Source organism: Kitasatospora sp. NPDC097691 (assembly GCF_040302665.1).
In the GTDB taxonomy this organism is placed as follows: Bacteria; Actinomycetota; Actinomycetes; order Streptomycetales; family Streptomycetaceae; genus Kitasatospora.
Genome location: NZ_JBEORY010000064.1, coordinates 1 through 16,771 on the forward strand (window position 1 = coordinate 1; position 16,771 = coordinate 16,771).

Genomic DNA, 16,771 nt, shown 5'->3' on the forward strand with positions numbered 1-16,771 from the left:
GGCTTGTCGAACAACGCCGCCGGGCTGTCCGGCGCCTCCAGCGAGGGCTCGGCCGGGGCGAAGGTCTCGTACTGGCCCAGCACCTTGGTCGCCAGCTCCGATCTCCCGCGCGCCGTAGGTCAGGCGACGGCTTGGCGGCGCCAGCGGCGGTAGGCGGGTTCGAGGCCGGAGAGGATGGTGTCGAAGCGGCGGGTGGTGGTGGAGGAGTCGACCTGGAGGCGGCTGATCTGAAGGGGGTGGGAGGGGAGGCGGGGGCCCAGGCGGTGGTCGGAGAGGAAACCCAGGCGGTAGCCGAGCTCCTGCAGAACGGTTTCGGCACGGGGGTCGTGGCCGCCGTCCGGGTACGCGAAGGCCGTCGGTGGCTCGCCGAGCCAGCGGGTGAGGGCCTCGTGCGCGCCGGTGATCTCGGCGCGGACGGTGTCGTCGTCGCAGCGCCCGAGGCACGGGTGCCCCTGGGTGTGGTTGCCGATCGCGACGCCTCCGTCCCGCAGGGCGAGGAGGTCGGCGGGGGTGAGCTGCTCCTGGCCGGGCGGCCGGCGGTCGGCGCTGACCCGCAGCTCGTGCAGGCTGCGCCGGCGGTCCGGGTCGGGCATGGCCTTGAGCCGGCGGAGCAGCTGGGAGGGGTGGCCGCAGTCGAGGGACCGGGCGCGGCCGCCGTGTCGGGCGAGGAAGTCGGCCTCGTGCCACCAGAACGGCCGCTCGGTGCCGATGAGCTCCGAGATGACGAAGGCGGTGGCCGGAATGCCACGGGCGTCGAGGGCGGGCAGGGCGTGGGTGAAGACGCTCCGGTCGGCGTCGTCGAAGGTGACCAGGACGCTCCGGGGCGGCAGCGGCCGCCGCTCGGTCACGGCCTGGAGGACGGCGGCGAGCGAGACGGGCGTGGCGAGCCGCTGGAGCCGGTCGAGCTGGGCGCCGAACGACCGGTGGTCGGTGACCCCGTGGTACGCCAGCACGGCGAGGCGCTGGGCGGCCCGGGCCCGGAACAGCGGCTGGACGGGGGCGAACCGCAGCCATTCGCCCCGCGTGTCCTGCTGTTCCGCCTCGACGGCCGGACGGCGACGGCCCCCGCCGTGCCGGCCGACCTCGTGCCGGTCCGCCGCGTACCCGACGGGCGGCGGCAGCGCGCGCACGCCAAGCGCGGGCCTGGCGCGGGCCATGGAGATCGATGTTGTGGACTGGGACTGCGGCACGGTTCCCCCTCGTTCGCCGAGCGGCGTGGCGGTACCGCCGGAGGACGGAGCCCGGCCTCCGACTCCAGGGGTCGGCGGCTCCGCCCCTGGATTTTCCTGTTCTCGGTGGGGGGTTCTCACCCGTCCCTCGAACGGCTCCTGGATCACTCAATGCCATTGAGACCGTTGCACCACGGGGATGGTTGTACCGGGGGGACGAGGATTTTTCGTGGACTGATTGTGGAGTAGGAATGCGCAACCGCGACCCCCGGACACACTCGGGGGAAGCCCCCCGATGAGGCCCCGGATCAACATCCGGATCAACCCCCGGATCGGCCCCCGCTGCGCCCCTGCCGGTACCCCCGCGGCACCCTGAACCGGCTCGGGTGCCCCGGTCGCGCAGAGTGTTCGATCCTGAACTCCCTGCGGGCTGCCCCCCGCGTCGGGCCGGGGTACCTTGGGCTCATGGCAGATGCGGACCGTGACCCCTTTCACTTGCACGGCGCCTCTCGGATGGCCCGCGCGTGCAGTGGTGGAGCCCTGGTCACCCACCAGCTCCCGTTGGCCGTGGTGGGCCTGGCCTGCCTGGCTGCGGGCATCGTCGTCGCAGTGATCGTTCCGGACAGCGGCGGCCCGGCCTGGGCGATGGCGGTGGCCGGCTGTCTGGCGGCCGGTGTCCTGCTGCTCGGCCGGATCGCCTTCGGTCGTCTCCGCGATCGGCGGCGCACCGCGCTCTAGCGGAGCCCGGCCGGACCGCGTCACCCTCGCCCGTTCGCCATATGTCGACCGCGTTCGGAATTTAGAAACGGCAGATCGAGCGAAATTGGTCAGGTCGACCGAATATCGCCCCGTCGGACAATCCTTGGCCCCCTTCTTTCACCATTCTCGGACGTCGTCTTCATCGCCCCCATACTGTGAATACGTTCTTACGGCCCGAAACGCCGTGGAGGGGAGCGATGAGCGGCAGACCGGATAGCGCCGGGTTCGCCTCATGAAACGCGGTGGCAATCTCGCCGTCGTCGCCCTGGCCGCGATCGTGGCGCTGCCGTCGGCCCTTGCCGGGAGCGCGTCCGGTTCGCCGTCCGCCCCGGGCCGCCCGACTGGGCCCAGCTCCACGGCCACGCCGCCGAACTCGACCTCTGGTACGTGGGAGCACCGCTCGCTCCGGCTCGACCGGCGCATCCTCGGCCTCACCGTGCCGGCCCTGCTGCGCCCGACCACCGACCGGAGGAGTCGGCCCACCCGGCTGAGCCCACCCGGCAGAGCCGACCCGGCTGAGCTGACCCGGCTGAGCCGAGCAGGTCGAGCCGCGGCGGCAGGCCAGGTCACGCCGGAGCACACCGGTGCACGTCAGGCCGGTCCGTCGGTCCGCGCCGTCGGCAAACCACCCGACTAGGCTGCGGCCCATGGCAATTCCTCCCTTCCTCGCTGATCTCCGCTCCCTCGTGGGCAACCGCCCGCTCTGGCTGAGTGCCGTCGTCGCCGTCGTGCTGGACGACCGCGACCGGGTGCTGCTCGCCCGCCGGGCCGACGACGGCCGCTGGGCGCCGGTCGGCGGGATCCTCGACCCCGGTGAGCAGCCCGCCGACGGCGTGGTGCGCGAGTGCGAGGAGGAGACCGGTGTGGTGGCCGTGCCCGAGCTGCTCGCCTCGGTCACCGTCTCGCCGCAGGTGACCTACCCGAACGGCGATGTGACGCAGTACCTGGTGCTGACCTTCCGCTGCCGCGCGATCGGCGGCGAGGCGCGCGTGAACGACGACGAGTCGCTGGAGGTCGGCTGGTTCGCGCTGGACGAGCTGCCGCCGATGATCGAGTCCGAGCACGAGCGGCTGCGCCACGCGCTGGAGTGCGAGGGCCCGGCCGTCTTCACCTGGGACGGCAAGGAGCGCCCCTGATCGGTGCCGGCTCCGGCCGCGGTCAGCCCTTGTACTGCCGGTAGGTCTCCTCCGCCGCGTCCAGCACCGCCGCCAGGTCGCCTCCCGCCGTGGCGGTCGCGGCCGCGGCCACCGCGCCCTCGACGAACGGGGCGTTGGCGAACCGGACCGGGAACGGCAGGCCGTGCTCGTCGGCCTCGGAGAGCAGGGCGCGGACGGTGGTGACGGCGCCGCCCAGGTCTGCGAGCACCACCACGCCGTGGCCCTGGTCCACCCGGCGGGTCGCGGCGGCCACCAGGACGGCACTGATGCCGGGCCCGTCCGACGGGTCGCCGCCGGTCGCGGAGATCGGGGCGGGGGAGTCGGATCCGGTCAATGCGAGCGCGAGGTTGCGTACCGCGGTGGCCAGTTCCTGGCTGTGCGAGACCAGGGCGATCCCGACCCGGCCGTGCGCGGGGGGTCGGCCGGGGGTCGGCCGGGGCAGCGGCATGGGCGAGGGAGGCGTACGGGGTGCCGGGGGGTGTGCCGAGGGTGCGTCGGAGATGGGGATGACATCGGCGCGGGTGCCGTCCCGGCGGCTCATCGGCTGCTCCCTTGGGCTGGTCGTTGGGTGGGGCGTTGGGCTGGTCGTCGGGTGGGGCGGGCCGGGGGTCAGGAGGCGCGCTCCGGTTCCCGTGCGGGGCCCTGGAGGTCCCGTACGGGCCACGGAGGTCCCCGTACGCCCGGAGGGGTGCCCGCCCGTGCCTGGCCGGCCCGGGCGACGCCCTGGCAGCACTCTGGCAGCTGCTCGGCGCCCCCGCCGGTCGGGACACGCCTCGACGCTCCGCGGGGCGGTTCCACCGCCCCTCCGGCGGCGCCCGACCTCGGCCGGGGGAGTCCTCGTCAACCCGCTGACCGGGGCCGGGCGGTGTGGCTAGGCTGGCCCCGGAATGCCGTCGGGAGGAGATCGGTCAGTGGCAGTCAACAGCGGTACGGACACGGAGACCGTGGGGGCGCAGCGGGAGCCGGCGCCGAGCGGGAAGCCCAAGGTGGACTTCACCGGTGCGGAGTGGCTGTGCAGCAGCCAGGGGGTCGGGGACGTCCAGATCGCGTTCGTGGACGGGTACATCGGGATGCGGGACGGCCGCCAGGAGGACGGGCCGGTCCTGGTCTTCACGCCGGCGGAGTGGCGGGCCTTCGTGCTCGGCGCCCGGGACGGCGAGTTCGACCTCACCTGAGCCGCTCGCCCGAGCCGCTCGTCCGGGCCACTCACCCGAGCCGCTGACCCGAGCGCCTCGCTTGAGCTGCCCGCCTGAGTTGCTCGCCGAGCCACTGCGGAGCGGGCCCCGGATGACGACCGGGGCCCGCTCCGCAGGCGGTTTTCCGGTCGGAACATCACAACTGATGATCTATTGAGCGTGCCCCGTCAGAATTTCTGTTGACTGTTAGACAAACGCAGCTCAGAGTATGAGCACAGGCAGACGCCGTGCCCACCGCCCCCACGCGGCCAGACACGGCGCCTGCTGTGCGGCCCGGCAGCGCTGCCAGGCCATCCTCCCAGTCATCCCCTGCGCACCGGGGTGCGTCGGCCGGTCCCGGCCCACGAGGGGCCGGCAGTCGCCGGGAGGCTGGCGCCGATTCCGAGAGCGACTCGGAGGACGGCACCGATGCTCGGGACCCGCACGCCCCCACGCGGCGGCGTCCCGAGCAGATCCACGGGAGCGACGGGCCGGGGCCCCGCGGATCTGGCTTGTGATGCATGGAACTGTTGGCTTGTGTGTTCGTGCTGTGTGCGATGACGAAGCTGGGTGCTCGGCAGTTCGGCACGACGAGTGCACAGTGAGGGATACGCGTGTAGGGCCGCGTTGCGACATGCCGTCCCCCCGGAGGGTGAAACCCAGAACGGCTGTCGTGCTGAACCGAACGTAGCCCGGACGGTTGCTCAGAGTCAACATTGGTCTCTGAGCGTCGATCTCCCGCCCGTCCCCCGTCGGTGTCCCACCCACCTCGCGAGCGTGGTGTGCCGGACACGTACGATGTTCCCATGTCTTTTCTCCGCCGTCGCTCCGGACAGCCCGCCGGCCCGGACTTCGACGTGCTCGCGATGGACCCGGGCGACTGGCCCGGCGACTTCGGTGCGGCCATGATGACCGGCCCGGACGGCTCTTGCCAGGGGATTTTCCTGCGCTACGACCTGTTCGGCGGCAGAGGCCCGGCCATGTTCATCGGCAACCTCCCCGATGGTTCGCCCGCCCGGGAGACCGGCGACAGCGTGCCCTTCGAGGTGCGGCAGCTGCTCGCGGCGCTGGAGAACGACGAGCCGGTCGACTTCGTCTCGGCCGAGGACTTCCCGGTCATGCTCGGGGACGACCTGCTGATCGTGAAGAAGGTCAAGGTCAGCGAGGAGCGCGTGTTCTGCGCCCAGTTCGGCCGCAGCGACGGCGTCCTGGTCACGATCGCGTCCTGGGACCGACCGATTTCGGACGACCTGTATCAGCTGCTGAAGCCGCTCCCCGCGGACATGTTCCAGCAGGGCTGATTCCCGGGGGTCCCGCGGAGGGGCCCCGGGGGCCGATTCCGGCCGGCCGACCGACGCCCGCCCGGGGCCGGCGGCCGCTTGACGGTATCGATCAACGGTTCGTACAGTCGCGAACATGCCGTGCCGTCTCCCGCTGCTGACCCGTCGCAGGCATCTGGACCTGCGGCGCACCGCGAGCGCGGCGTGTCCGGGTCGCTGAGGGGGATCCGTCCCCCGGCGGCGGGTGTCGGCCGAGTCCGGTCGGCGCCGGAACCCGGGGGCGGGCCGTGAACTGACCTCCGGGGCCGCCAGTCGGTACCGCGCGCCCGTACGGCGTGCCGCCCGCCCGTCGAGCCCACGCTGCCGCCCGGAGGCACCGCATCATGACGACCCGCGCCGCCAACCGTTCACCCGTCGACCGTGCGCCCGAGGGGCAGCCCTCCGGCGACGGTCCGGCCGCGGCCGCCGACCGCCCGGCGGCACCCCGCTCGTCCGGTGGCCGCTCGTCCGCCGCCCGTTCCCGGGCGGCCTCGCCGTCGTCGACTTCCGGACAGGTCGAATCCGGCCAACCGGCGTCCCCGTCGTCCTCGGCATCCCCGCCGTCCTCTCGGCCGACCGCCCGACCGGCGTTCCGACCGACCGACGCACCGGTCTCCGACCGCGCGGCGGTCGAGAGCGCCCTGGCCGGGCTGCCCCGGGTGGTCGACCTGCTCGCCGCCCGCGCCGAGGAGCACGACCGCGACGCGACCTTCCCGTACCAGGGCATCGAGGCGGTCCACGAGGCCGGACTGCTCACCCTCACGGTCTCCCGCGCGTACGGCGGACCGGGCGGCACGCTCGCCGACACCGTCCGGGTGCTGTCCCAACTCGGCCGTGGGGACGCCTCGGTGGCCGTGGTCACCGCCTTCACCCTGCTCCGGCACGCCGAGCAGGCCCGCCGCGCCGACTGGCCCACGGCCGGCTACCGGCGGCTGCTCACGGAGTCCCGGCGCGGCCCCGCGCTGGTCAACACGCTGCGGGCGGAGCCGGGCGCCGGACCTGGCGGACTGCCGGAGACGGTCGCCCGGCGGGACGGCGACGGCTGGCTGCTGACCGGCCGGAAGACCTACTGCACCGGCGCCGAGGCGCTGGCCTGGATGGCGGTGACCGCGCGGACGGACGAGGACGAGCCGAGGATCGGCACCTTCCTGGTGCGCGGGGAGAGCGAGGGTCTGGAGATCGACCCCACCTGGGACCAGCTCGGCCTGCGCGCCAGCGCCAGCCACGACGTCGTGCTGGACCGGGTCCGGGTGCCGACCGACCTCGCGCTCGGCCTCGGCACCCGTGAGCCGCGGAAGGGCGCCGGGAACGGTGCCGAAAGCACTGCGGAGAACGGTGGCGGGAGCGTCGCCGAGGCCGAACTCTCGCGCGCCTGGCACGATCTGGCCCTCTCCGCGGTGGCGATCGGCGTGGCCAGGGCCGCCGAGTCCTGGCTGGTCCGCTTCCTCGGCCGGCGCACCCCGGCCGACCTGACCGAGCCGCTCCTTGCCCTGCCCCGGTACCGCTGCGCGCTCGGCGAGATCGACGCGCAGCTGATCGGCGCCGAGGAACTGGTCGAGGGCCTGGCTCCCCGGGTGGACCGGGGCGAGCCGGATGCCGTCAGCAGGACCGGCCCGGCGCATCTGCTGGTCACCCGGGCCGCGACGGCGGCGGTCCAGCAGGCCGTCGCCCTGGCCGGCAATCCCGGCCTGAGCCGACGCCACCCGCTGGAGCGCTACCTGCGGGACGTCCTCAGCAGCCGGGTGCACCTGGCGTCGGACGAGGCCGTCCTGGAGGCCGCCGGCCGGGCCGCCCTGGAGCGTGGCGCCCGGCCGTGACCGGCCCGTTCGGTGGCGGCGGCCCGGCCGGCGGCCCGGGGGCCCGGCGGGCGCGGACGTCCGTTCAGCGCGTCCCGACCGCGGCCCGGACGGCCCGGCGGGCGAGCGCGGCGTCGTCGTAGAGCCGGCGGATCATGATCCGCTGCTCCTCGCCGGCGCCCGGCACGTCGTACAGCCGGATCTCCCGCATCAGCACCAGCACCAGGTTCACCAGGAACGCGTCCCGGGCCATCGTGCCGCCGGACTGGGCGAGTTGGCTGATCTGGCGGCGCGCCGCGGTGTCCCCGGAGAGCACGCTCCACAGCACCGCCAGGTCGTAGCCGGGCAGGTACCAGCCGGCCTGCTCCCAGTCGACCAGTACCGGGCCGGACGGCGCCAGCAGCATGTTGCTGAGCAGGGCGTCACCGTGGCACAGCTGCATCGGGGTGTGGCCGAGGCCGTGCAGCAGGCCGCGCAGGTCGCCGGCGTCCCGGTCGGTGAGCTGGCCCACCGAGTGGTAGCGGGCGATCTCCAACTGGTAGTCCAGGCGCGGCTGGAACACGTCGGTCGGCGGCCGCCACAGGTTCAGCGTCCGGACGGTGTTGAGCAGCGCCCGCACCTCGCCCGGGGTGGGCGAGTTGACCGGGTGGCGCTCCCGGGCGGCCGGGCGGCCGGGGACGCGCTCCATGACCAGCACGCAGCGGTCGTGATCGGCGGCGACCAGCCGGGGCAGCCGCACCGGCGGGCGGTGCCGGACGAACGCCCGGTAGACCGCGACCTCGTGGTGGAAGTCGGCCACCAACTGTTCGAAGTACTCACTCCGCACCGCCTGCGGCGCCAGGCACTTGGCGACCACCGGGGCCCGCCCGATGGTGCCCGCCACCAGGATGTGGCGGCTGCCCTCGCGCAGGACCTGGCGCGGGGTGAACGCGGGACATATCCGCGCGACGCTCGCCAGCGCGGCCCGGACCGACGGGGTCTGCAGCGCCGACGGGTCGATCCGCTCCGGTCCGCCGGGCTGGCCGGGTCGCCGGGCGCGCAGCACCTGGCCGTCGGCCTGGCGGGCGAGCGGGACCCGGCCGCCGACCGGCGGAGCGGTCTCGGGTGCGCGCAGCCCCAGCGCGGTACGGCCGGTGGGGCCCAGTGCCGTGCGGCCGGTCGGGACGACCCGGGTGTCCGTGGTCCGGCCCTCGACGCCCCGCGGAGCCACCGGGCGGCTCGCCGGGGGCACCTGCTTGGGGCCGGGTCGGCCGGTGGCTGCGGTGGGGGGGCGCAGCGCGGTGCGGGTCGCGGTCGGCGTGGGGGTCGTCGCTGAGGAGTACATGGGCTGAGGGAGGTCCCTTCCGGTCCGTCGGCGGGTGCGGCCCCGCGGGGGCGGGGTAGGGCCGGTGCCGTGTGCTTCCTGGCGTGACGGCGGCCCTGCGGGTGGTGCTGCCCTGCGGTGGTGCGGTGATGCGGTGTGGCGTTCGTGGGTGGTGCGGTGCTGCTCTGCGGGTGGTGCGGTGCTGCGGGCGGTTCGTACGCCGACGCGCTGCGGCGGGTGGTGCGCGGGCGCCGGGCACGGACGCGGGGTCAGGAACCCCTGTTCGGCGGTGTGCTCCGGCCGTCCGCACCCTGGGGAATGCGGTCGGCCGGACTGCCGTGGCCGTGCCCGGCGCCCCCGCGCCACCCGGCCGCGCCACCCCCGCGGGTGAGGTCCGGGAGCGTCCCGTGACACCGTCGGGGGACTGCCCCGACGCCGGTGGGACGCCGTCCGGCCCGGGGGGCGAGGTGGCGCACCCCTACAACACACCCGTCGGGCACTGGCTTAGTAGCCTGGCGGGCCCTGGCGAACGGTGGCGAATGCTCGCCTGGCACTTGCCGGAGCCTCTAGCCTCGAAGGAGCCGAGGAACCTGGGGGTTTCATTGAGCAGGGGACCCAACACCCGACTCGCCGATCTGTTCGTCCTGACCGGATGGTCCAAGGGCGAGCTCGCGCGGCTGGTCAACCGTCGGGGTGCCGCGATGGGGCAGATGCAACTGTCCACCGACACTTCGAGGGTACGGCGTTGGATCGAGCAGGGGGAGATCCCGCGCGATCCGGTGCCGAGGGTGCTGGCAGCCGTGTTCACGGAGCGGCTCGGCCGTGTCGTCACCACTGAGGACCTCGGTCTGGAACGACACCGGCCCACCAGGTCCGGAGCGGAGCCGTCCGCAGCAGTGCCATGGTCGCCGGATCGAACAGCCGCGGTCCTCACCGAGTTCACGGGAATGGACCTCATGCTGAACCGACGTGGATTGGTGGGCGCCGGAGCCGCGCTCACGGCCGGGGCGGTCATCGCCGACTCGCTGAAGGGCTGGCTGGGCGGGGACGCGGTCGCGTACGCGGCCGCCGTCCCCGGGCCGCGACAGGTGGTCACCGGGAGCGGGACGCGTCCGGTGGTGGACGTGTACGACGCGGGCCCGGTCGGGCTCGACGAGGTGGAGTCGCTGGAGCGCTCGGTGCAGGTGTTCCGGGCCTGGGACGCGGCCCGCGGGGGCGGGCTGCAGCGCAAGGCGGTGGTCGGTCAACTCAACGAGGTCGGCGGATTGTTGACGCACCGCCATCCGCCCGCCGTGGAGCATCGGCTGTGGGCGGTCGCGGCCAACCTCGCGGTGCTGGCCGGCTGGATGTCGCACGACGTGGGCCTGGAGCCCACCGCCCAGCGGTACTTCATGATCGCGGCCGAGGCGGCGAAGGAGTCCGGTGACCGGCCGCGGGCCGGCGAGGCGATCTCCCGGGCCGCGCGGCAGATGGTCCACCTGGGCCGGGCCGACGACGCGCTGGACCTGATGTCGGCGGCCAAGGCGGCCGGTGGGAGGCCGGCGCCCAGAACGCGCGCCATGCTGAACACCGTCGAGGCCTGGGCGCACGCGTCGATCGGGCACTCCCAGGACACCTACCGGCTGCTGGGGGAGGCCGAGGACCTGTTCGCCGAGGAGTCGCCGGAGCCGCCGCCCTGCTGGATGCAGGTGTTCGACGAGGCCGAACTGCGCGGCATGCAGGCCCTGGTGCTGCGCACGCTGGCCGAGCACGACCGGGCGGCGGCCCCCAAGGCGCGCAGGCGCGCGGAGCAGGTGATCGCCCTGCGGGAGGGCACCGGGCAGCTGCGCTCGGCGTTGTTCGACCGGATCACGCTGGCCTCGGTGCACTTGATCACGGGCGAGCCGGACGCGGCGGAGCTGCAGGCCAAGATGGTGATGAACCTGATCGGCCAGAACTCCTCGCACCGGACCTGGGACCGGCTGCGCGAGATGTACCGGCTGACCGCGGAGTACCGGGGGCTGCCGGTGGTGGACGAGCTGCGGGCCGAACTGGGGCGGGAGTTGCGGGTGGCGGACGCCAAGAACCGTCCGCGGCTGACCTGAGGGGCCGGGCCGACGGGCGGGGCTCCGGGGCTGCGGGGTGCCGCGGGCGCGCTCGGCGCAGCGCAGGCCAGCTCAGCTCGGTTCGGCGCAGCGCGGGTCGGTTCAGGTCAGCACAGCACAGCTCGGCTCAGCGCAGTCGTACGCGTGCCGTGGCTCAGTCCGGCGGCGCCGGGCGGAGCAGCATGCGCAGCGCGGTGACGGTGCCGTCGGTGCCGAGGACGGGTTCGCCCGAGCACTCGACGTTGTCGTGCCGTCCGCCGGGCCGGCGGATCCGCAGGGTGCCGGCGGCGACGCGCCCGTGCACCAGGGCGTCGGTCATCATCCGGCGCAGCAGCGGCCGGTCCGCCTCGGGGAGGCGGTCGGGCAGCCGGTCGAGGCTGAGCGGGCCGTGGTCCGGGTCGCAGCCGAGGAGGAGGTAGGTCTCCGCGTTCCAGTGGACGCCGTCGGTCAGCAGGTCCCATTCGGCGGAGCCGAGGACGCCGTCCTCGTCGTTGCCGCCGAGGTAGGGGCCGGACGGCTCCTGCGCCGTGCCGTCCACTCTGCCGTCCGTTCCGCTGTCGGCGTCGCCGCCGGTGCCGTCGTCGCCCGTCCCGCCGCCGGCGCGCTCCGGTCGGCCCGCACCCGGGCCGGCCGCGCCCGAGGCGTTCGCACCGGAGCCGTTCGCGCCCGCCGGGGCGCCGTCCACCGTGGCGGTGCCCGGCGGACGGGCGGCGCCTAAGGGCATGTTCATGACGGGTCCATCGTTCGGTTCGGCCCGCTTTGTGCGGGTCGCTCGGGTAGTGAGAAGACTGTCGCACAACGTCCTCACCCTCGTGGGCGATTTGGACAGATCGCAGGCAAAATTCCCCTGGCATATGCCACTGTGGCAGCGGGCGCCGTCGCCCTGTGTGCGGAAGGGGGCCCGAGGCGGTAACCTTCGGTGATTCCGGCGCCCGGGCGCCCACCGCAGTACCGACCAGTGACCCCGGCGACGGAAATCCCGTTGCCACTACGACCGCCGCAACGGATGCTGACCTCATGTTCGAGCCAGTGATAGCACCCAGTGCCAGCCTCCTAGGCCTCCTGCAGCGAGGCCGTGGTGACGGGCAGCTCCATGCGCTGGCCGCCGACCGTGCCGAGGCCATCGCTGCGCTGGAGGAGTGCGTCACCAGGGATCCGCGAGCCGACTGGCAGGTCGAGAGCCGCTCCCTCTACTACGCCCGCCTCTACATGGAGCTGGAGGCCTCCCTCGACGGCATCGAGGACCACCTCCACTCCGCCGAGGACCTCGTCACCGATGACGAGGGCCGCACCGGCCTCGCCCTCTCCGTCCTGGGCCACCTCGCCGCGTACGGCCGGCGCGACGCGCTGCTGATGCTGCGCGAGTACGCCGCCACGGGCGCCAACTGGGCCTGGGCCCTCGACGAGCTCGCTCTGCGCGACGACGACCGCGGCCTGCTGCTGCTCGGCACCGCCGTGCTGGACCACTTCCCGCCGGGCCCCGAGGGCGACGCCGAGCTGCGTGAGTTCATCCGCAACGCGTACGAGCCCCGGCCGTGGCGGCTGTGGGCGGCCTACCACCCGAGAGTGTCGGCGGCGGCCGAGCAGTCCCCCTTCGACCTCTGGCAGCGCCAGGTCAACCGCAGCGGGGTCACCCCCGGCTGGTCCACCGCCGACGTGCTGGCCTGGGCCGACCAGGGCGACCTGGGCGGCCTCGGCGCCGGTGCCTTCCTCGGCCGGCCCGACGTCCGGCCGGAGCCCGCGCGCGACTCCGACTCCCCGAGCGGCCCCGACGCGGTGGACCGCCGTGCCGCCGCGGCCGCCCGCTGCCTGACCGCCGTCGTACGGCCCGAGGACCGTCCGCTGCTGCTGGAGGCCGCTCGCAGCGGCCTGCCCGGCGCCCGCCGGGCGGCCCTGCGCCACCTGGTCGAGCAACGGGACCCGGCCGCCGTCGAGCTGATCGAGGTGGCCGCCGCCGACGTGGACGACCGGATCGTCCGGGCCGCCCTGGAGCTGCTCGGTCGGATGCGCGGCCCCGAGGTGCTGGCGCAGGCCCGCCGCTGGGCCGACCCGGCCACCGGGGGCGCGGACAGCGCGCTCGGCGAGGCCGCCGCCCAGCTGCTCGCCGACGCCGGGGAGCCGCAGGACGCGCCGCTGGTGGTCGCCGGGCTGCGCCGCTGGGTCTCCGTGCGGGGGGTCGGCGGTACCGGGCTCGGGTCGCTGGTGGACGGTGCGGGGCGGCTGGCCGCCGCCGACGCAGTACCGGTCCTGCGCCACATCTACGGGGAGGCCGCCTCCTCCGAGCTGCGCGGACGTGCCGCCCGGGCGCTCGCCGCCACCGACGTGCACTTCCCCGAGGGGCCGGCCGTCGAGTGCCTCTGGGACTGCGAGGAGTCCACGCGTGAGCTCGCCGCGCGCCACGTCGCCACCACGGGCGACGCGCGTGTGCTGGAGCGGCTGCGCAGGCTCGCCGCCGATCCGGCCGAGGAGGCCGAGGTCCACGCCGCCGTACGCGGCCGATTGACCGCCGCCCGGGAGTTCGGGCGTTAGGGTCCTCGACGTTCAGTGGGCCGGGGCACCGTCGGGTGTCCCGGCCCACTGCTTCTCCGGATCCGGTCCGGAACGCGGCAGTTCTGAAATGCGGTTCTACTTCACCGAGCCGGCGTCCGGGGCCAGGACACCGCCGGCCACCAGTCCGATGATCAGGACGCCGAGCAGCACCCGGTACACCACGAACGGCAGGAAGCTGTTGTTCGAGATGTACTTGAGGAACCAGGCGATCGCCGCGTAGCCGACCGCGAAGGCGATCAGGGTGGCCAGGATGGTCGGACCCCAGGCGGGCGCCGGGCCCTCGCCGATCTTGAACAGCTCCAGCGCCCCCGAGGCGAGCACCGCCGGGATGGCCAGCAGGAACGAGTAGCGGGCCGCCGCCTCCCGGCTGTATCCGAGCAGCAGGCCCGCGCTGATCGTGCCGCCGGAGCGGGAGACGCCCGGGATCAGCGCCAGCGCTTGGGCGAAGCCGTAGATGCCCGCGTGCGGCAGCGTGAGGTCGGTGATCGGACGGGCGTGGCGGACGGCGCGGGTGCGGTCGGCGAAGGCCAGGACCAGGCCGAAGACGATCAGCGTGGTGCCGATGATCCGCAGGTCGCGCAGGTGGGTCTCGATGGTGTCCTGGAACAGCTTGCCGAGGATGCCGATCGGCAGGGTGCCGATGATCACGAACCAGCCCATCCTGGCATCCGGGTCCGAGCGCAGCGCCGGGCGGACCAGCGACCGTGCCCAGGTCTTCACGATCGAGGCGATGTCCCTGCGGAAGTAGATCAGCACCGCCGTCTCGGTGCCGAGCTGGGTCACGGCCGTGAAGGCCGCGCCCGGGTCGTCCCAGCCCAACAGTGCGGAGAAGACCCGCAGATGGGCGCTGGAGGAGACCGGCAGGAACTCGGTGAGCCCCTGGATCAGGCCGAGGACGGCCCCGTGGAACCAGGCGATCACCGGGCACCCGCCGGGGGTATCCGTCGGGCAGTGGGCAGGGGCGGCATGGGCGGGTCCTTGCGGGTCGGAAGGGGCGTGCGGACGACCGCGACCCGCCCGGCCCGCAGGCCGCGCGCGCCCGGCGCGCGGCTGATGGTACGGGGTGAAAGTAACAGTTCTTTGTTCACCCTTTGTTCGGCCTTTGCGTGCGGGCCCCCTTCGGCAGCGGGGCCGGGGCCGGCCCGTTCGAGGCCTGCGCAGGGGCCTGCGCAGGGGCCTGCGCCAGGGCCTGCGTCCGACGCTTGTGTCCGGGCCTACTCCGAGGCCTGCTCCGAGGCCTGCTTTGAGGCCTGCGCCGGGCCCCGCTCCGAGGGGCGCGCCCGGACCCAGGTGTGGTCCTCCGTCAGGTACCGCTCGACCGTCAGGCCGGCCTCGGCCAGCGCCTGCTCGAACGCCTCGGTGCTGAGCGGGCGGGACAGGAAGGTCTGCGTCCAGACGCCGTCCGGGAACTCGTACTCGCAGCGGACGGCGTTCACGCCGTCGCCGACCGGCGTGGCGGAGACGAGCCGGGACCACGCGCCGGGGCCGATCGCGGTCTCGCGCGGCACGTTCAGGTGCCAGTCCTCGCCCTCGCGCTGCACCAGTACGCAGCCGTTCCCGGCGACGTGGCGGCGGCACGTCTCCAACAGTCCCTGACGAACCGTCACATCACCGGCGTGCACCAGGAAGGAGGCGAGCATGACGACGTCGAAGCGCTCACCGAGGTCCAGTTGCTCGATCGGGCTGCGCACCGTGCGGACGTCCCCGCGGACCCGGGCCAGCATGGCGGCGGACTCGTCCACGGCCGTCACGTTGAAGCCGCGGTCGGTCAGGGGGTGCGTCATCCGTCCTACACCGCAGCCCAGTTCGAGGATGCGCGCGCCGGGCGGCACGGCCGCCTCGATCACGTCCGGGGCGTTGCCCGCGGGGAGTCGGCTCCACACCTCGACGGCGCAGCCGTCCGGGGTGATCGCGCCCTCGCCCGTTCCGTCGTAGCCCTCGCGTCGGTCGTAGGTCATGCGCTTCATCCGAACACGGACGGGCGCGCGGGGGGAAGAGGGCGTCGCCAGAAGGGCTTGCGAGATACCCCAGGGGGGTATAACGTCGATCACCGACGGAGCGAGGGAAGCGGCGCCTTACGGGCGTCGGGGCAAGCGGAGGACGACATGGCACACCCCGCACAGCACGAGCATCACGAGCACCACGAGCACCACGAGCACCATGGTCACGACGAGCAGCGCGAGCACCATGAACGGCACGACCGGCACGGGCACGGTCACCAGGGGCAGGGTGCGCACGACCACCATCACGCCGCCGTCGGCGGAGGTGGGACGAGCTGGCGGACGGCCGCGCAGGCGACCCTGCACTGCCTCACCGGTTGCGCCATCGGCGAGATTCTCGGCATGGTGCTCGGCACCGCCTTCGGCCTGCACAACGGCGCGACCGTGGTGGTTTCGATCCTGCTGGCCTTCGTCTTCGGCTACGCGCTGACCATGCGCGGCGTGCTGAAGGCCGGCCTGGACGTCGGTGCCGCGGTGAAGGTCGCGCTGGCCGCCGACACCGTGTCGATCCTGGTGATGGAACTGATCGACAACACCGTGATGGTCACCGTCCCCGGGGCGATGGACGCCGGCCTCGGTGACCTGCTGTTCTGGGTGTCGCTGGCGGGTTCGCTCGTCCTGGCCTTCGGGCTGACCGTCCCGGTCAACAGGTGGATGATCGGCCGGGGACGCGGCCATGCCGTGGTCCACGCCTACCACCAGCACTGACCGCGCACCCGACGGCGCCGATCGCACTCCGGAGCACGCGCCGGAGACGCCCGCCCGCTGCCCGTACCGACCGATCGACGGCCGGTACGGGCAGTCGCGCGTTCCGGTGTGCCCGCTACTCCTTTCCGCCCTCCAGCTCCGCCAACGTCGCGTGCAGCCAGCCGAGTTCGGCCTCGGTGGTGGCGCGGGCGATCAGCAGCTGACCGCGCCGGAAGGGGTCGGAGAACTCCTCGGCGCCCATCGGGCGGTCGCCGTCGTAGAAGAAGCTCGCCGGCTCGGAGAGGAACGCCAGCCGGCGGCGGAGCACGGCCGCCTGGGCAGCGGGGTCATCGAGGTGGCGCAGGAAGGCGAGCAGGGTGAACCAGCGGTTCTCGTCGCTGATGTCCAGCTGCTCGGGCTCGCGCAGCTGGTCGAGCAGTGCGGCGCGGCCGGCCTCGGTGAGGTGCAGGGTGTGCCGGGGTGCGGCGGCGCTGCCGGGCTCGGGCTGGCGGACCAGGAGCCCGGCGGTCTCAAGGCGCTTGATCGCGGGGTAGAGCGTGCCGTCGCTGATCGGCTGGACGTGCCCGGAGAGCGCGGAGAGGTGGCGGCGCAGCTCGTAGCCGTGCAAGGGCCGGTCGTGCAGGAACCCGAGGATCGCGAGCTTGAACATGGGCCCACCTTCTCACGGCCATCCCTCGATCCATGGGTATATCGAATGCGAGATACCTCGGCAGCGAGGTATGGTCTCGGCGTTCCCGGGAGTCCCCGGTGT

General features: G+C 73.8%; 16 protein-coding genes. 9 read left to right on the forward strand and 7 right to left on the reverse strand.

Features of this window, described 5'->3' with window-relative positions; translation table 11 throughout:
• Nucleotides 1-119: 119 nt before the first annotated feature.
• Nucleotides 120-1,157 (reverse strand): polysaccharide deacetylase family protein, encoded by a 1,038-nt coding sequence (locus ABTY56_RS32075; RefSeq protein WP_350632876.1) that lies wholly within the window; start codon nt 1,155-1,157, stop codon nt 120-122.
• 525 nt (nt 1,158-1,682) lie between these two features.
• On the opposite strand from ABTY56_RS32075, the gene ABTY56_RS32080 reads away from it, so the two are divergent.
• Entirely contained in the window at nt 1,683-1,907 is a 225-nt protein-coding gene (locus ABTY56_RS32080) for a hypothetical protein (RefSeq protein ID WP_350632877.1), read from the forward strand.
• Between the two features lie 668 nt (nt 1,908-2,575).
• Complete coding sequence (locus ABTY56_RS32085) at nt 2,576-3,064, forward strand: NUDIX hydrolase (RefSeq protein ID WP_350632878.1); 489 nt, start codon at nt 2,576-2,578, stop codon at nt 3,062-3,064.
• 22 nt (nt 3,065-3,086) lie between these two features.
• On the opposite strand, the gene ABTY56_RS32090 is transcribed toward ABTY56_RS32085, so the two are convergent.
• Nucleotides 3,087-3,626 carry a PTS-dependent dihydroxyacetone kinase phosphotransferase subunit DhaM gene (locus ABTY56_RS32090; protein ID WP_350632879.1) on the reverse strand — a complete coding sequence of 180 codons (540 nt, stop codon included), beginning with the start codon at nt 3,624-3,626 and terminating at the stop codon, nt 3,087-3,089.
• A gap of 403 nt (nt 3,627-4,029) precedes the next feature.
• On the opposite strand from ABTY56_RS32090, the gene ABTY56_RS32095 reads away from it, so the two are divergent.
• From ABTY56_RS32095 to ABTY56_RS32110, 4 genes are all read left to right on the forward strand, one after another.
• Nucleotides 4,030-4,260: a DUF397 domain-containing protein gene (locus tag ABTY56_RS32095; protein ID WP_350632912.1), complete on the forward strand. Its 231-nt coding sequence runs from the start codon at nt 4,030-4,032 to the stop codon at nt 4,258-4,260.
• Between the two features lie 806 nt (nt 4,261-5,066).
• Nucleotides 5,067-5,561 (forward strand): hypothetical protein, encoded by a 495-nt coding sequence (locus ABTY56_RS32100; protein WP_350632880.1) that lies wholly within the window; start codon nt 5,067-5,069, stop codon nt 5,559-5,561.
• 115 nt (nt 5,562-5,676) lie between these two features.
• On the forward strand, nt 5,677-5,760 hold the full coding sequence (locus tag ABTY56_RS32105) for a putative leader peptide (protein WP_350526312.1): 84 nt from the start codon (nt 5,677-5,679) through the stop codon (nt 5,758-5,760).
• A 163-nt stretch (nt 5,761-5,923) separates the two neighbouring features.
• Nucleotides 5,924-7,396, forward strand: coding sequence for an acyl-CoA dehydrogenase family protein (locus ABTY56_RS32110; protein WP_350632881.1), 1,473 nt, complete (start codon nt 5,924-5,926; stop codon nt 7,394-7,396).
• 64 nt (nt 7,397-7,460) lie between these two features.
• On the opposite strand, the gene ABTY56_RS32115 is transcribed toward ABTY56_RS32110, so the two are convergent.
• Entirely contained in the window at nt 7,461-8,699 is a 1,239-nt protein-coding gene (locus ABTY56_RS32115; protein WP_350632882.1) for an aminoglycoside phosphotransferase family protein, read from the reverse strand.
• A gap of 581 nt (nt 8,700-9,280) precedes the next feature.
• Between ABTY56_RS32115 and ABTY56_RS32120 the strand changes: the two genes are divergently transcribed.
• On the forward strand, nt 9,281-10,762 hold the full coding sequence (locus tag ABTY56_RS32120; RefSeq protein WP_350632883.1) for a DNA-binding protein NsdB: 1,482 nt from the start codon (nt 9,281-9,283) through the stop codon (nt 10,760-10,762).
• A 154-nt stretch (nt 10,763-10,916) separates the two neighbouring features.
• Here the strand turns inward: ABTY56_RS32120 and ABTY56_RS32125 are convergent, their stop codons facing one another.
• Nucleotides 10,917-11,492: a PAS domain-containing protein gene (locus tag ABTY56_RS32125; RefSeq protein ID WP_350632884.1), complete on the reverse strand. Its 576-nt coding sequence runs from the start codon at nt 11,490-11,492 to the stop codon at nt 10,917-10,919.
• A gap of 287 nt (nt 11,493-11,779) precedes the next feature.
• Here ABTY56_RS32125 and ABTY56_RS32130 point away from each other — a divergent pair, with 287 nt between their 5' ends.
• Nucleotides 11,780-13,291 (forward strand): HEAT repeat domain-containing protein, encoded by a 1,512-nt coding sequence (locus tag ABTY56_RS32130; protein ID WP_350632885.1) that lies wholly within the window; start codon nt 11,780-11,782, stop codon nt 13,289-13,291.
• A gap of 96 nt (nt 13,292-13,387) precedes the next feature.
• On the opposite strand, the gene ABTY56_RS32135 is transcribed toward ABTY56_RS32130, so the two are convergent.
• Nucleotides 13,388-14,230 carry an undecaprenyl-diphosphate phosphatase gene (locus ABTY56_RS32135; protein ID WP_350632913.1) on the reverse strand — a complete coding sequence of 281 codons (843 nt, stop codon included), beginning with the start codon at nt 14,228-14,230 and terminating at the stop codon, nt 13,388-13,390.
• A 296-nt stretch (nt 14,231-14,526) separates the two neighbouring features.
• Nucleotides 14,527-15,270: a class I SAM-dependent methyltransferase gene (locus ABTY56_RS32140; RefSeq protein WP_350632886.1), complete on the reverse strand. Its 744-nt coding sequence runs from the start codon at nt 15,268-15,270 to the stop codon at nt 14,527-14,529.
• A gap of 147 nt (nt 15,271-15,417) precedes the next feature.
• Between ABTY56_RS32140 and ABTY56_RS32145 the strand changes: the two genes are divergently transcribed.
• Nucleotides 15,418-16,020, forward strand: a complete 603-nt coding sequence (locus ABTY56_RS32145) for a DUF4396 domain-containing protein (protein ID WP_350632887.1) — start codon at nt 15,418-15,420, stop codon at nt 16,018-16,020.
• Between the two features lie 115 nt (nt 16,021-16,135).
• On the opposite strand, the gene ABTY56_RS32150 is transcribed toward ABTY56_RS32145, so the two are convergent.
• Nucleotides 16,136-16,669: a PadR family transcriptional regulator gene (locus ABTY56_RS32150; protein ID WP_350632888.1), complete on the reverse strand. Its 534-nt coding sequence runs from the start codon at nt 16,667-16,669 to the stop codon at nt 16,136-16,138.
• Between the last annotated feature and the right edge of the window lie 102 nt (nt 16,670-16,771).